This is a genomic window from Rhizobium sp. 57MFTsu3.2, assembly GCF_012932765.1.
In the GTDB taxonomy this organism is placed as follows: domain Bacteria; phylum Pseudomonadota; class Alphaproteobacteria; order Rhizobiales; family Rhizobiaceae; genus Rhizobium; species Rhizobium altiplani.
Genome location: NZ_JDWI01000013.1, coordinates 64,503 through 77,771, shown reverse-complemented (window position 1 = coordinate 77,771; position 13,269 = coordinate 64,503). Strand labels below are relative to the sequence as shown.

General features: G+C 59.1%; 15 protein-coding genes and 1 pseudogene. 12 read left to right on the top strand and 4 right to left on the bottom strand.

Translation table 11 applies throughout. From position 1 onward, the window contains the following. Positions 1-11 precede the first annotated feature (11 nt). The 6 genes from AF71_RS15650 to AF71_RS15630 all read left to right on the top strand — a co-directional run bounded on the left by AF71_RS15650 (position 12) and on the right by AF71_RS15630 (position 3,602). Positions 12-665, top strand: a complete 654-nt coding sequence (locus AF71_RS15650; protein ID WP_169682009.1) for a nitroreductase family protein — start codon at positions 12-14, stop codon at positions 663-665. Positions 666-699: 34 nt separating this feature from the next. Next, positions 700-1,245 carry a carboxymuconolactone decarboxylase family protein gene (locus tag AF71_RS15645; RefSeq protein WP_169682008.1) on the top strand — a complete coding sequence of 182 codons (546 nt, stop codon included), beginning with the start codon at positions 700-702 and terminating at the stop codon, positions 1,243-1,245. A 43-nt stretch (positions 1,246-1,288) separates the two neighbouring features. Continuing rightward, positions 1,289-1,945 carry an NAD(P)H-dependent oxidoreductase gene (locus tag AF71_RS15640; protein WP_169682007.1) on the top strand — a complete coding sequence of 219 codons (657 nt, stop codon included), beginning with the start codon at positions 1,289-1,291 and terminating at the stop codon, positions 1,943-1,945. Positions 1,946-2,031: 86 nt separating this feature from the next. Next, the gene (locus AF71_RS15635) at positions 2,032-2,499 is read left to right on the top strand and encodes a DUF3788 domain-containing protein (protein WP_169682006.1); all 468 of its coding nucleotides are present in this window, start codon (positions 2,032-2,034) and stop codon (positions 2,497-2,499) included. Then, a complete protein-coding gene (locus AF71_RS32125; RefSeq protein WP_281412458.1) occupies positions 2,500-2,631 on the top strand; it encodes a hypothetical protein in 132 nt (43 codons plus the stop codon). Between the two features lie 53 nt (positions 2,632-2,684). Then, entirely contained in the window at positions 2,685-3,602 is a 918-nt protein-coding gene (locus AF71_RS15630) for an NADP-dependent oxidoreductase (RefSeq protein WP_169682005.1), read from the top strand. Between the two features lie 271 nt (positions 3,603-3,873). Here the strand turns inward: AF71_RS15630 and AF71_RS15625 are convergent, their stop codons facing one another. Both AF71_RS15625 and AF71_RS15620 read right to left on the bottom strand, forming a co-directional pair. Continuing rightward, positions 3,874-4,107, bottom strand: a complete 234-nt coding sequence (locus AF71_RS15625) for a type II toxin-antitoxin system RelE/ParE family toxin (RefSeq protein ID WP_246733674.1) — start codon at positions 4,105-4,107, stop codon at positions 3,874-3,876. Further along, positions 4,095-4,376, bottom strand: a complete 282-nt coding sequence (locus AF71_RS15620; RefSeq protein WP_169682004.1) for a CopG family ribbon-helix-helix protein — start codon at positions 4,374-4,376, stop codon at positions 4,095-4,097. Before AF71_RS15620 ends, AF71_RS15625 begins: the two co-directional genes overlap by 13 nt. A 145-nt stretch (positions 4,377-4,521) precedes the next feature. Here AF71_RS15620 and AF71_RS31730 point away from each other — a divergent pair, with 145 nt between their 5' ends. Continuing rightward, positions 4,522-6,039 carry a winged helix-turn-helix domain-containing protein gene (locus AF71_RS31730; protein ID WP_348644138.1) on the top strand — a complete coding sequence of 506 codons (1,518 nt, stop codon included), beginning with the start codon at positions 4,522-4,524 and terminating at the stop codon, positions 6,037-6,039. 136 nt (positions 6,040-6,175) lie between these two features. Further along, positions 6,176-6,949, top strand: a complete 774-nt coding sequence (locus AF71_RS31725; protein ID WP_246733671.1) for a hypothetical protein — start codon at positions 6,176-6,178, stop codon at positions 6,947-6,949. Here the strand turns inward: AF71_RS31725 and AF71_RS15610 are convergent. Beyond that, entirely contained in the window at positions 6,906-8,147 is a 1,242-nt protein-coding gene (locus AF71_RS15610) for an MFS transporter (protein ID WP_246733668.1), read from the bottom strand. The two genes, AF71_RS31725 and AF71_RS15610, sit on opposite strands and share 44 nt — an antisense overlap. Positions 8,148-8,320: 173 nt before the next feature. Here AF71_RS15610 and AF71_RS15605 point away from each other — a divergent pair, with 173 nt between their 5' ends. The 4 genes from AF71_RS15605 (at position 8,321) to AF71_RS15590 (ending at position 12,004) form a co-directional block, all read left to right on the top strand. After that, a complete protein-coding gene (locus AF71_RS15605) occupies positions 8,321-9,172 on the top strand; it encodes a VOC family protein (RefSeq protein ID WP_169682003.1) in 852 nt (283 codons plus the stop codon). 85 nt (positions 9,173-9,257) lie between these two features. Then, entirely contained in the window at positions 9,258-9,686 is a 429-nt protein-coding gene (locus tag AF71_RS15600) for a putative quinol monooxygenase (RefSeq protein WP_025661424.1), read from the top strand. Between the two features lie 111 nt (positions 9,687-9,797). Further along, positions 9,798-10,517 (top strand): SDR family oxidoreductase, encoded by a 720-nt coding sequence (locus tag AF71_RS15595; protein WP_169682002.1) that lies wholly within the window; start codon positions 9,798-9,800, stop codon positions 10,515-10,517. A 254-nt stretch (positions 10,518-10,771) separates the two neighbouring features. Continuing rightward, positions 10,772-12,004 (top strand): MFS transporter, encoded by a 1,233-nt coding sequence (locus AF71_RS15590; RefSeq protein WP_169682001.1) that lies wholly within the window; start codon positions 10,772-10,774, stop codon positions 12,002-12,004. Positions 12,005-12,217: 213 nt separating this feature from the next. On the opposite strand, the pseudogene AF71_RS15585 reads toward AF71_RS15590, so the two are convergent. Further along, positions 12,218-13,140 (bottom strand): annotated as a pseudogene (locus AF71_RS15585) (DUF4143 domain-containing protein). Positions 13,141-13,269 lie beyond the last annotated feature (129 nt).

Here is a 13,269-nt window from a genome sequence, read left to right as displayed (position 1 = left end):
GGAGCAACCCAATGAACTACATCAGCAACGCAGACAACCAACCGATGCCGACGAATGCCGTCATCGAAACCATTCTGAGCCGTAGCGCTGCCAAATACTACGACACCACCGCCGCGCTAAGCGACGATCAGATCCGCGATCTGGTGCGGATCGGCACTTCCGCGCCGACATCGTTTCACTTGCAAAACTGGCGGTTTATCGCTGTCCGTACGCAAGGGGCAAAGGCCCGGCTACGTCCGATCGCCTGGAATCAGCCAGCGATCACCGAAGCCGCCGTCACATTCATTGTCATCGGTCAGTTGGCCGATGCCAGCACCGTCCCCGAGCGCCTCGCCCCGGTGGTGAAGGCCGGCATCATGCCGGCGCATCTGGTGCCGGAGTGGGAAGCACCCGCTCGCGGCCTCTATGACGATCAACCCCAGCGGCAGCGCGACGAAGCGGTACGCTCCGCTACTTTTGGCACCTCGGCGATCATCTATGCAGCTCGCTCCCTTGGCCTCGGTACGACGCCGATGATCGGCTTCGACGCAGAGGCCGTGCACAGCGAGTTCGGCCTGGCCGAAGACGAAATCCCGGTCATGCTTTTGACCGTAGGGCCGGAGCGGGCCGGCAACTGGCCGCAGAAGCCGCGCATGCCGGTGGCCGATGTCCTGTCCTTTGCATGATTTGCAATCCAATCAAAAGCTTATGGAGATTCAGATGCCTAGAACCACTACCCTGACGCCCGAACAGGTTCCGGCCGACTCGAAACCAACCCTCGATATGTTCACCAAAAGCATCGGGTTCACGCCCAACATGATGGCCGCCTTCGCGCAGAGCCCGATCGCGTTCAACGCCTGGGCCAGTCTGCTCGGCTCCCTGAGCAAGGCGCTCGACGTGAAGACACGCGACAGCATCGGCCTCGCCGTTTCCGAGGTGAACGGTTGCAACTACTGCCTGACCGTTCACAGTTTCACCGCTGAACACATGGCCAAGTTGCCGGCCAGCGACATCATTCTCGCACGCAAGGGCCACGCCAACGATCCGAAGCGCGACGCCGCCGTCCAGTTTGCGCGCAACGTCATTGAGACCCGCGGACACGTTTCTGATGCCCATCTGAAAGCCGTCCGTGACGCCGGGTACACGGACGCGAACGCCATCGAGATTGTGGCACTGGTCGCCATGTACACGCTGACGAATTTCTTCAACAACGTCTTCGATCCCGAGAAGGATTTTCCCGCCGTGACGCCGGCCGGGTCGATCTGATCCGATCCCGTCGCAACTTGTCGAGGTCACTGGGAGCAATCACATGAACATTCTCCATATTGATAGCAGTCCGCGCCGACAATCGCATAGCCGTCAGCTTTCGGCGGCAGTCGTCGAAAGGCTTCTCGAAGTTGCACCGGGCGCAAGCGTCAGCCGGCGTGACCTGGGGACCGAACCCTTGCCTCACGCGGTGGCTGATTATGCGGTGGCGCTATCGACGCCGACCACGTTGGCGGCACCTCCGACGGGTTCTCTCGATGTTTCGGAAGCGCTTATCCAGGAAGTCGAAGCAGCTGACGTGATTGTCATCGGAACGCCGATGCACAACTTCGCGATCCCTTCGGCGCTCAAGGCTTGGATCGATCAAATTCTGCGCGTCGGTCGCACAATGAAGTCGACACCCGCTGGGAAGGTGGGAATGCTCTGGGACCGTCCGGTCTTTATCGGTGTCGCCTCCGGAGCCATCTTTAGCGGTGAGCGAGCTAACCAGCCGGACTTTCTCACCCCCTATCTGTCGCTGGCACTCAGCTCCATTGGGCTGAAGACCCAGCAGTTTCTCCCCTTGCAGGCCACCGCGTTCCTGGACTGGAACGAAGCGCCCTTGGCTAGAAAGAAAGCCCTCGCCGCTCTCGACCTCAGTGTGGTGAGGGAGCCTCGAGGCATGCGCAGCGGTCCTGCCGGCCTGTCGAGCATCGGTTGACCCTAACGCGATACGGCGCAGCAAGCCCCTGCACAGCTTCATCTTAACCCCTCCGGCCTGCCGGACTACCAATAACGAGCCTTCAGATGATTTTACCAACCACCATGCTTCCACAGATCGGCGACAGGATCACCGACCATTCAGCGCCGCCAGACGACAGCGCAATTCGAGAATGGATCGGACCGCAGGCATTCGGACATTGGGCCGAACTGCGCAGTTGGATCGACGAGTTCTATCCTGCGGTTTTCGAGCCGGACTGGCTCTACGGTGGCAGGAACCGCGGTTGGTCCTTGCGCTACAAGAAAACCAAGGCGTTCACCACGCTGGTGCCGGAATACAGGCGGTTTTCTGCTGTCGTGGTCATGGGCGGAGCGGAACGAGAGAAGTTTGAGGAGCGGCATTATGTTTGGCGCCCGCACCTGGTCAAGCGCTACGATGAGGCCAAAACATATGTCGACGGGAAATGGCTGACCCTTGCCTTCTCATCGACAGATGATCTGGACGATGTGACTGCGCTTCTAACGATGAAGCGCCCGCCTCCATCGCGCGGTTGAATGTCATCCCGGATTCACGGCGCTGCGGCTCCATCGAACTCGGGCGGCGATCTCTTCGACATCGCACACAAACTCGAGATCACGGTCGGCGCGGAAGAGAACCGCCAGCCTCTTGTGTGCGAGATCGAATAGATTTCCGCGAGAAATTTTGTCTGAAGCAACAAATGTCTGAGGAGATTAATCCCATGAAAGCGATCATAGCAACTGATCAAGCCGCGGGAACGGCCGGCATGAAGCTCGCGGAGCGGCCCGAGCCGCAGGCGGCGATAAACGACGTCATCGTTGAGGTTCATGCGGCGGGATTCGTCCCGACAGAACTGACTTGGCCCTCGACCTGGGTCGACCGGGTTGGCCGCGAGCGAACACCATCGGTCCCCGGGCATGAGCTGGCCGGGGTGGTCACCGCTCTTGGTTATGGCACGACCGGACTGTCGGTGGGGCAGCGGGTGTTCGGCCTCACGGATTGGTATCGCGACGGGACCTTAGGGGAATACGTGGCTGTCGAGGCGCGCAACATCGCGCCGCTGCCAGGCGAAGTCGATTTCGCGGTGGGCGCGAGCTTGCCAATCTCGGGCCTGACCGCATGGCAGGGACTGTTTCAGCACGGCCGCCTTCAGGCTGGCCAGAGCATCCTCGTACACGGTGCCGCCGGCGCAGTTGGCTCGATTGCAGTGCAGCTAGCGCGCGACTTTGGTGCTTATGTTATAGGCACCGGACGCTCCGCCGACCGTCAGAAGGCTCTCGAATTCGGCGCCCAAGAGTTCGTGGATCTTCAAAATGATGTCCTCGAAGACGTCGGTGGCGTCGATCTCGTGTATGATGTCGTTGGCGGCGATATTGGAAAGCGTTCTGCGGGCCTCATACGCGCCGGAGGAACGCTGGTGTCCATTGTTGGGCCAGTCGAGGCGCGGCCCGCCGATGGTCTGGCAATCGACTTCGTCGTTGAATCCAATCGTGCCCAGCTGGACGAAATCGTTCAGCGGGTACGGGACGGACGCCTACGGACGAACATCGGCAACATCTCTACACTCGATAGCGCTATTGCCACCTTTAACTCGACCGAGCGGCGCACTGGGAAGACGATCATCCGCATTCGTCCATGATCGGTATCGATACAATACATCGATCGGCCGGATAGCAAGCGCGGTCCTCGACCTGATCCTTTTCGGCCGGCGCAACAACTCCGGCCGACACACGCTAGCGAGATTTCCAGGGCCGTCCACGGGCGGCCACTGTCCACTTGATGAGCATCGGACCGGCTACCCGCTTTGTCGCACAAAGGTTTTAGCTGCACGAGCGGAACACCGATCGCTACAATGCCATCAGAAGCCAACCTCTTTCTGATGGCGCAGGGCGAGGACCGTCAAATAATTCTCATCGATACGGTAGCGTGCAATCCGCTGTCACCGAATTCCATGAGCCATTCCCGATACTGATCGGGCAGATCTTCAATGAGCGACCCATGTAGGGATGCGCGCCAAGCGCCCGTAGACCTTGGAGAATAAATTCGCCCGCTCGCTTGGCCGCTAACGGGGTCTTCCGTCGCAAGAACTCCCGAAGTCTCTCGAGATCACGAATGGCGGCCGGGGCGAAGACTATTTGTGGCATCCGGGCGCAGCGCGCTGCTCGTCGTCGGCTCCCCACGTCGAAAGCCATTTTTCGACCTCATCGGTTGTCACATGCAGGCCGGTCGCCTGAAATTCATCCCAGGCCTTCAGGGTCTCACTCCGCAGCGCCTCCCGCTTCTCTTCACGTTCCACGTATTGCTCAATCGCTTCGCGCATGATCCAGTGGGACGAACGGCGACGGACTTCGGCCAAGTGTTGGACGCGGCCCTTTAACTCGCCATCGAGCTTCAGCGAGGTAGGTGATGCCATGTCAGCTCCTTAGTCAAAGGTAATACCCGTCGCTACTATAGGTTGCTTCGCTGCTCCTGTCTATAATCTCGCGGCAGGAGTGATTTCGTGAAACGATCGTCCCCGTATTGAAAAGCTTTGCATTTTTTCGCCCGGAGCTTTGGCCGTGCCTTCTTATTCCTTTGGTCCATCTGTGCTTGTACCGGAACGCCAGTCGCTGATGCGGGATCAGACGGCCGTCCGTGTCGGTAGCCGCGCTCTGGAAATTTTGGTGGCTCTGATTGAGCGACCTGGTGAACCGGTGAGCAAGGCTGAGTTGGTGTCGCGGGCCTGGCCGGATACTTTCGTCGAGGAAAGCAATCTCAAGGTGAACGTTGCGGCACTTCGTCGGGTGCTTGGGGACGCCCCCGACGGCACGCAATACATAGCGACGGTGAGCGGCCGCGGCTATCAGTTCGTGTTTCCCGTGGATATTTCCGGGCACAGTGACGCCTCCGTTATCGCGACGTCTGCCCGCAAGCATAACCTGCCGGTTTCAGCGACCCGCTTGGTGGGAAGAGATCCTGCCATTGATGCGATCGGGCATGCCCTTGAGGGCTCACGCCTCGTGACGATCGTAGGCCCGGGCGGCGTTGGCAAGACGAGATTGGCGCTCGCAATCGCTGACCGACTGACCACAGCTTATGAGCATGGCGTCTGGTTCGTTGATCTGGCGACTGTGAACGATGCCACTCTCGTACCGTCGTCGATCGCCACGGCGATCGGATTGAGGGTTCACTCGGCAAATATCAAAGCTGCGATCGCCGCCTTCGCGGCCGACCGGGATTTCATGCTTGTCCTCGACAATTGTGAACATGTTGTCGAAGCGGTGGCTGCTTGCGCAGACGCGATTCTGGCTGCCGCAGCAAGGGTGCGAATTCTCGCGACAAGCCGAGAACCAATACGGGTTCTTGGAGAACAGATCCATCGCCTGCCGCCGCTCGAAACCCCACCGGAGGCGTCCGGACTTTCTGCAGCCGGGGCTTTGGCATTCCCAGCCGTCGAGCTCTTTGTCGAACGCGCGGCTGGAAGTCGCAACGAGTTCAAGCTCAGCGACGAGAACGCATCAATCGTTGCCGAGATCTGCCGCAGGCTCGATGGTCTGGCACTCGCAATCGAACTTGCAGCGCCTCGACTGGAGGCATTCAGTACACGCGAACTCCTCGATATTCTTTCCGATCAATCTCATGTGTTGAGCGATAGGCGCGGCCGTGACTCTCGCCACCATACCTTGGCTGCGACGATGGACTGGAGCTACGGACTGCTCGTCGAGCCTGAACGCGTCCTGCTGCGACGCCTCTCGGTCTTTGCTGGAGCCTTTAGTCTTGAATCCGCTTGCGCCGTTGCGGTCGACAAAGGTCGCCCCCGCTCTGAATGCATTCACGCTGTCGCGAACCTCGTTGCGAAGTCGCTTGTCTCGACGGAGCGAGGAGAGTTCGGGACGCAGTACAGATTGCTCGATACGACACGCAGATATGCGCTGCAGAAACTTGCCGAAAGCGGCGAAAGCGACAGCATGCGTCAACGCCACGCCGAACATCTCCTCGAACTCGCCAAACGCGCGCCTGCCTGTCGACATTATTGCGTGCGTCGAGATCGCCGCGATCGGTTTCGGCGAGCTTGCCGACGCACAGCATCACCTTGAACGCATGATAGCCAGATACATTCCTCCCGTGACTCGCTCGGACACTGCGCGGTTTCAATTGGACCCGCGATCTGCGGCGCGGGGCACCCTTGCAAACGTTACCTGGCTACAGGGACATCCCGACAAGGCGGTTGCCATGGCACAGCGTCAATTGGAAGAAGCGCGCGCCGCGCAACATGCCCTCGCGCTCTGCAATGCCGTGGTCCATACTGCCTGCCCTATCGCGCTGCTGACGGGAGACCTTGTTGCCGCTGAGCGCCTGCTTGTCGCCATCGAAGCTCATGTCGCCGAACACGCCATGACGGTTTGGAGTGCCATGGGCCGCTGCTTGCGCGCAGAGTGGCTCCTGCAAAGCGGCGACGCAGCTGGACTGGCAATCTTGAGAGGCGCGCTTGATGAGCTTCTCGCTGTGGACTTCCGCATGCGGTGCCCATTCTACATCGGCGTTTATGCTGCGGATCTGGGAAAATACGGAGACGTCGAAGCGGGGCGCATGGCAATCGACGAGGCCCTCGCACTTTCGGCTTCGACCGGCGAAATTTGGTGCATGCCTGAACTGTTGCGCATAAAGGCGGATTTGTTGGGCAAGGAGGGCGACCACCGGACGGACAAACCCGCCGAGGCGCTTTATGTGCAAGCAATCGATCTGGCACGCCGGCAGGGCGCACTGTCATGGGAGTTGCGCGCGGCGACGGCTCTGGCCGAGCACTGGCTTCGGACGGATCAAGACGTCAAGGCCGCAGGAGTTTTGGCGCCCGTCTACGGGCGCTTCAACGACGGGTTCGCAACCCGTGATCTTGCTAGAGCTCGCGAGCTCCTCAATGTTTTGAAGGACGTCGGCAGGAGGCGCGCGGCCGCCGTCCCTGTCACTCGGCGCGCAAAGCGTACTCAGTCTGCTCCCGAGCAGTAAGCGATCGCGTACGACCATCCAAAAGCAGAAGCACCGGAGCGATCGCCGCAATGACGGCAAAGATCGTGAAAGCCTCAAGGTAGTGGGTGCCTTCGGCCGCCATGATATGCAATGAGGCCGGTCCGAGGCCCGCGCCAAACGTCAAAGCCATGTAGTTGATGCCGAAGAGCTTACCGAAGCTGCGCATTCCGAAGCGCTTCGCCAGGAGATAACCGATCGCGTCACCTTCCGCTCCGGTGGCAAGGCCGAAAAAGACGGCACTGACATAGACTGGGATGAGACCCTCCGAGCTCAATAAAATGAGGTGACCGACAGCGGGTGACAAAAAGGCCAGGCTGGTCAATGGCACCGGCGGCAATCTGTCGAGCAACGCCCCATAGCCGAGGCGCATGGCGATGAAAGCGAGGCCCACAAGGCTCATGACAAAAGCTGCATTCGCCGGATCGGCCCCGCGATCCGCCAAAACGACAGGAAGTGAAATCGATCCGGCCGCAGCAGCGAAGTAATTGAAAAAGAAGGCGGCCAACATAAGCCAGAAGCTGGCGGTTTCCACCGCCTGGCGAACAGTGTGGCCCTCGCCCCCTGAACCCACGACCTCCCGACGTGCAGGTGGATCGCGAACAACGAAAAGCGCGACAGGTAGCGTAGCCGCCACGGACACCAGACCGGCAGCCACAAAGGCAAAGCGCCAGCCCCACACTGAAATCAGGAATGCGAGGAAGGGAGGAACCGTCGCGATCCCAAGTCCAACGAAGGCAAGCATGGCACCCAATGCGAGACCGCGTCGTGAGGAGAACCATCCGACGATCATATAGGTATAGGGCACGCCGGTCTGCGCGGCGCCCATGAGGCTCGCCACAACGACGGCCACGATGAATGTCTCCAGGCTATTTGGCGCGATTCCCACACCAACAAGGCCGATGGCCATCGACACGGATGAAATAACAAGCACCCGACGCGGACCGAACCGATCCGTTAGTGCACCCACTACAGGCGACATGAGACCGTTTACGATGGCTATCGGTGCGACCACAGCGGCCACCACTGTCCGGTCCCACTGAGTATCCGCGGTGATCGGTACAATGAAAACGCTAAAGCCATAGATCAGCACGATCCCGATGCTGAAATACATCCCCACGCCTGCACCCAACACGATCGCAATCCGTCTGGTTCGCCCCGCCGTCCTGTCCATACCCATATGAGCCTTTGGTTGGTGCCGCTCTCGGAGACCGCAGTCCGCCCACAGGCGTCGATATCGTGCTAACGGGATTGCGGCTCGGTTCACCGAATTTCCCCGATCTTAACCAGCCTCGCAAGCGCATCCGCGTTAGAATTTTCGCAATCACCCCCAACGAACCACGGGAGCTAACGATGTCGCGCACGCAAAAGACTTCTATCCAACCGGACGACCCGGATCGCCGAGCTGTTCTTTGCGCTGCGGGAGGCGTTGCTCTCGGTGGAATTGCCGCCGCCCTCGGCGGTAGCGCCACTGCCTTCGCGGAGGAAACGCCGGCAGCAACCCGCGCCACGGGTTCGCTAGGCGCCCGGCTCCAGGGTGTGCAGCATTTCGGCCTCACCGTACAGAACATGGAACGCGCTTATGAGTTCTACACGGCAGTGCTCGGCGGAACCGAAGTCTTCCGCCACGGCGATTTCCAAGGCGACGCGGTCCAGAACACGCTTTTGGCCGACCAGGAAATTCTCGCCAATCAACTCGGCGTAAATCCACGGACAATCGGCGTTCCCGATCTCAGAGGAGGCACCCAGCGCCTCGACGTGCGGTTCATTCAGTTCGATAATGTCGTAATCGAACTGTTGCAGTATCGCGATGCCGACCAGCCGATGGGCGGCCCGAAGGCTTTCGCCGAACCGCTGGAGCACATGAGCCCGGCCTTCCCGCGAATGATGCACATCTGCTTCCATGTCGGAGACGATGTCGACTTCAACCAGTTCATCGCCGATCTCGAGGCGGAGTCCGCACGACGCGGAATGACGCAGGTACGAGCAAATCGCATCATTCGCGTTTCGACTGAAGAGGAGCGAAAGGCGGCTCCTTTGAGTGCTAACACCAACAAGGTGACTGTCGCGCCATCAGACGGATGGGAACTGATCTATTGCAAAGGCCCCGAGGGGGAACAACTGGAGTTTGTGAAGGCGCTCGGGCCGGTGAAAAAGCGGTTTTCCGACGCGCTGGCAGCGCATCTGCAACTCGCCGCGAAGTAGTCCCAAAACGCATCGACATCACTTCTCAAACCGGTCCTGGCTTTGTCAGCGGCCACTGCGATTGGGCGAGATAGGGAGATATGACATGATCAGAACATTGCGGCTGCAAACCTCGGCTATTCTGCTTGGTGGCCTGCTTGCGGGAACGGTTCTCCAAACGGAAGCGCTCGCACAGGAAGGTCCGGGACAGGGCTATGCCAAAATTGCCAGCGGAGCTTACTCGGTCGTTGCCGAGGTCCGTGCCAAACCGGGCAAGGAGACCGAACTGAGAGCCATCACGCTTCCACTCATCGACCTCGTGCGTAGCGATCCTGCAAACCTCGTCTATTTCCTGCAGGAGAGCCGAGAGACCCCCGGACACTTCATCTTCTACGAGATATTTGCCAACGAAACCGACTTCGAGGCACATAACGCAATGCCTTATGTGAAGGAGTGGTTTGCCAAGCTACCAGAACTCGCCGACGGGGGCGTGAAGGTGATGCGAATGCAAATTCTGGCGCCGGCCAGCGACTAGCAAGCCTGACAAGACCATACGTCGGCGAATGAAGGCAATCGCGGTGCGGGGAAAACACACCCGCCCCGTAGACGCCTCCGCCTACGAGACCGTCAGACCAGGAGTTGCTATATGAGACTCAAAGGCAAGGTTGCATTGGTCACGGGAGCCGCTGGTGGTATTGGCTTCGCCGTGGCGGAACTCTTCGATAACGAGGGCGCCATCGTCGTCGCGGGCGACATCAAGCCGCCCGAGCAACCATACCCCGAAGGGGTTGAAGCGGTGACACTTGATGTCACCAGCGAAGAGCAATGGGCAACCGTCGTTAGCGCGATCCTCCGGAAGCATGGCCGCCTGGACGTGCTGGTAAATAGCGCCGGCATTATCGCTTACGAACCCCTCGACAAGTTGGAAATGAAGGACTGGCTGAAGATGATCGCCGTCGACCAGACCGGCGTCTTCCTCGGCATGCGGGAAGCAGTTCGTGTCATGCGCAAGCAGCAGGCGGGTTCGATCGTCAACATCTCCTCGATATGGGGCAGTGCGGCAGTTGCAGGTGCGCATTCCTACCATGCCGCCAAAGGTGCTGTCCGCAACATGTCCAAAAACGCAGCGATAACGTTCGTATCCGACGGGATCAGGGTCAACTCCGTACATCCGGGCTTCACACATACGCCGCTCACGGACAAGCAAGCGCCAGCACTCAACGATGCCGTCATCGCCATGACTCCGATGAAACGCGGCGCCAAGCCGATCGAGATCGCATATGGCTGTCTCTACTTGGCTTCCGAAGAGGCAAGCTACGTGACCGGCATCGAATTGAATATCGACGGGGGTTATCTCGCCCAGTAGCGCGAGGGGAAATGAGGATCATAAAAGGCCCCTGTCTTGCAAGCCGCTCCGGGCGGTCGGCAATCGCGGCACCGCGTAGGATCGCTCACGAGACGGCTGCAGCACATCTTTTCGGAGCTAAGCGTCATTTAACAATCGTGATGCCTTCTCAGCAGTAAGGTTCTCGGTAGCGGCACCCTTGATCGGCTGCTGCAATTCCAAATGAAACAGACCGCGTCGAGACGAGGCAGTCACCTTAAATCAACGGAGGCCAAATGCTCAGTAAAGCCTTTGAAGCCCAATGCGCCGCTGTAAACGTTCACTGTACCGACCAGCGACAACGGCAGAAAGCCGGCCTCACTCTCTTCGCTCTTGCGCTCGGAAGCTTCTGTATTGGCACATCCGAATTCGCGAGTATGGGAATTCTGCAGCTGTTCTCGGCGAGTTTGCAGATCGATCTGCCGGCCGCCACGAACGCGATAACAGCATACGCATTCGGTGTCGTGATCGGTGCGCCCCTCGTCACGCTGGCCGCGGCTCATCTTAACCGCAGAACTTTGCTTCTGTTGCTTATGACTGTCTTCGTGTGCGGAAACATCCTCTCAGCCTTGGCGACAGGCCTCGGCACGCTTGCGGTGGCTCGCTTTATCAGTGGCGTGCCCCAAGGCGCCTACTTCGGGGCGGGTGCGGTCGTGGCATCATATATTGTCGGCCCGGGACATGGTGGGAAAGCGTTCGCCCTCGTGATGAGCGGCCTGACGATTGCCACGATCGTCGGATCACCACTCGCCACCTTCCTCGGCCAAAACCTGGGATGGAGGAATACCTACTTTGCCGTTGCAGCTCTCGGCGTGGCGTCCGCCGCTGCGTTGTGGCTATGGCTCCCCAGGACGAATGCCTTGAATGGCGGTTCAATCGTCCGAGAGCTAAGTTCGCTCGGCAAACCGGCGGTCTGGTGGATGATGCTGGTGGCAGCGCTTGGCGTATCGAGCATCTTTGCCGTCTATACTTTCATCGGCCCTTTCGTGACCGATGTCGTTTCCATGAGCCCGGGATGGATCCCGATCGCTCTCGCCCTGTTCGGGATCGGCATGACGGCAGGAAACCTTCTTGGCGGCAGAATTGCTGACCTGCACCCGGCACGCGGCATCGTGGTGGGCTTCGGGAGCGCCGTCATCGTACTCGCGATCGTTGCCAGCTTCGGCTCCAACGCCCCCACGCTTTTCGTCGGGCTTTTCTGCGTTGGGGCAACCATGATGACAGCAATACCCACGATCCAGGTCCGCCTTACGCGACTTGCGCCGGAAGCCCCAACTTTGATGGGTGCCATGAACCTGGCCGCTCTCAACGTCGCAAATGCCATCGGCGCCTGGGCGGGCGGGCTGGCCATCGGCAGCGGCCTGGGTTTGCTCTCTGCGGTATGGGCAGGGTTTTGCCTCACCCTTCTGGGACTTGGCGCATTCGCACTTGTCCTGCGCGGCAGTCCGCACATGGCTCCCGCGCAATGAGCAGTGACATTCAAGCAAGCACAAGGCTCGTCAGCAGCACCCACGACGAGCATGAGTGCCATCGTCTACCCCTTGGTGTTGGATTTTCGTTGCCCTGGTGAGTAGATCTCCGTGAACCGCTCTCCTGTCGCGTGGACCGACCCCCATTGTTATCGAAACCTCGGAAGTCTCAAGAATGATCGGGGCTAAAGACTGAAGCGACATTCTCACGCGCTAACGCCACAAGGCCGATATTGGAACAGCGGACAAACGTTCTCCGAAAGGGATCACCATCTGGTGGTCATACAAGACCATGCCCGAAACAAACCGTTCTCCGGATGCTTCGGCCAGAATTCGCAATCCCGAAAAATCGGAATTCGAGACGGATGCTGCCGCTTTTATCTCGATACCGACGATCCGCCCTCTTGTATCTTCGATGACGACATCGACTTCGTTCTGCTGCTTGTCACGAAAATGCGAAAACTCGAGGCGGGTTTGCGCGCCGCTGGCGAGTTTAAGGATCTCTCCAAAAACGAGAGTCTCCAGCAACGCCCCGAACTGACCCCTGTCGTCGCGAAGGCGGTCGAGAGAGAGGTCGCGAAGGGATGCGAGAAGGCCGGAATCGAGGAAATGTATTTTCGGTGTCTTCGTCAGACGTTTCAGTTTGTTGGAAAACCAGGGTTGTACGGTTCGAGCGAGGAAAAGGCTCTCGAAGATGCCGACATATTTTTGCGTTGTGATGTGGTTCATCCCAATGGCCGCGCCAATTCTGGAATAGTTCACGAGCTGTCCCGAACGCTCTGCCAGAATGCGTAGCAGGCGCGGCATTTGAGCGATCTGCTCGATTTGCGCGACATCGCGAACGTCGCGTTGAACGATCGCCTGGATATAATCCGCATACCAGTCCTGTCTGCGGCTCAAGGTTTTGCGGCCCAGTGCCTCGGGATATCCACGCTTTCCTTGATGGCCAACAACAGCTCGGGCGCGCGCTGAATTTCATCGATGATGGCGCGATCCATACCTCTTACAAAACCAACTGGATCCTGTCGCGCTGCGTCCAGGGTCGTTGCATTGTCCAGCGTGTAATACTCCATCCCCTCGTTGGCCATCTTCTTGGCCAACGTCGTTTTTCCTGATTGTCTGGGACCGACGATCAGTCAACGAGCCTTGGGTACAGCGCCACAGCTTCATTCCTTTGATGACTGTTTGAAACTAGGGCTATGACCGATTGAAAGTCAAGGAATGACCATTTGAAATCTGTATGGCGACTGATTGAAAGGATAGGC

What these genes read in the sequence shown, in the direction of transcription:
- AF71_RS15650 (WP_169682009.1), top strand. Translation starts at nt 12, where the DNA reads ATGAACTACATCAGCAACGCAGACAACCAACCGATGCCGACGAATGCC.
- AF71_RS15645 (WP_169682008.1), top strand. Translation starts at nt 700, where the DNA reads ATGCCTAGAACCACTACCCTGACGCCCGAACAGGTTCCGGCCGACTCG.
- AF71_RS15640 (WP_169682007.1), top strand. Translation starts at nt 1,289, where the DNA reads ATGAACATTCTCCATATTGATAGCAGTCCGCGCCGACAATCGCATAGC.
- AF71_RS15635 (WP_169682006.1), top strand. Translation starts at nt 2,032, where the DNA reads ATGATTTTACCAACCACCATGCTTCCACAGATCGGCGACAGGATCACC.
- AF71_RS32125 (WP_281412458.1), top strand. Translation starts at nt 2,500, where the DNA reads ATGTCATCCCGGATTCACGGCGCTGCGGCTCCATCGAACTCGGGCGGC.
- AF71_RS15630 (WP_169682005.1), top strand. Translation starts at nt 2,685, where the DNA reads ATGAAAGCGATCATAGCAACTGATCAAGCCGCGGGAACGGCCGGCATG.
- AF71_RS15625 (WP_246733674.1), bottom strand. Translation starts at nt 4,107, where the DNA reads ATGCCACAAATAGTCTTCGCCCCGGCCGCCATTCGTGATCTCGAGAGA.
- AF71_RS15620 (WP_169682004.1), bottom strand. Translation starts at nt 4,376, where the DNA reads ATGGCATCACCTACCTCGCTGAAGCTCGATGGCGAGTTAAAGGGCCGC.
- AF71_RS31725 (WP_246733671.1), top strand. Translation starts at nt 6,176, where the DNA reads ATGGCACAGCGTCAATTGGAAGAAGCGCGCGCCGCGCAACATGCCCTC.
- AF71_RS15610 (WP_246733668.1), bottom strand. Translation starts at nt 8,147, where the DNA reads ATGGGTATGGACAGGACGGCGGGGCGAACCAGACGGATTGCGATCGTG.
- AF71_RS15605 (WP_169682003.1), top strand. Translation starts at nt 8,321, where the DNA reads ATGTCGCGCACGCAAAAGACTTCTATCCAACCGGACGACCCGGATCGC.
- AF71_RS15600 (WP_025661424.1), top strand. Translation starts at nt 9,258, where the DNA reads ATGATCAGAACATTGCGGCTGCAAACCTCGGCTATTCTGCTTGGTGGC.
- AF71_RS15595 (WP_169682002.1), top strand. Translation starts at nt 9,798, where the DNA reads ATGAGACTCAAAGGCAAGGTTGCATTGGTCACGGGAGCCGCTGGTGGT.
- AF71_RS15590 (WP_169682001.1), top strand. Translation starts at nt 10,772, where the DNA reads ATGCTCAGTAAAGCCTTTGAAGCCCAATGCGCCGCTGTAAACGTTCAC.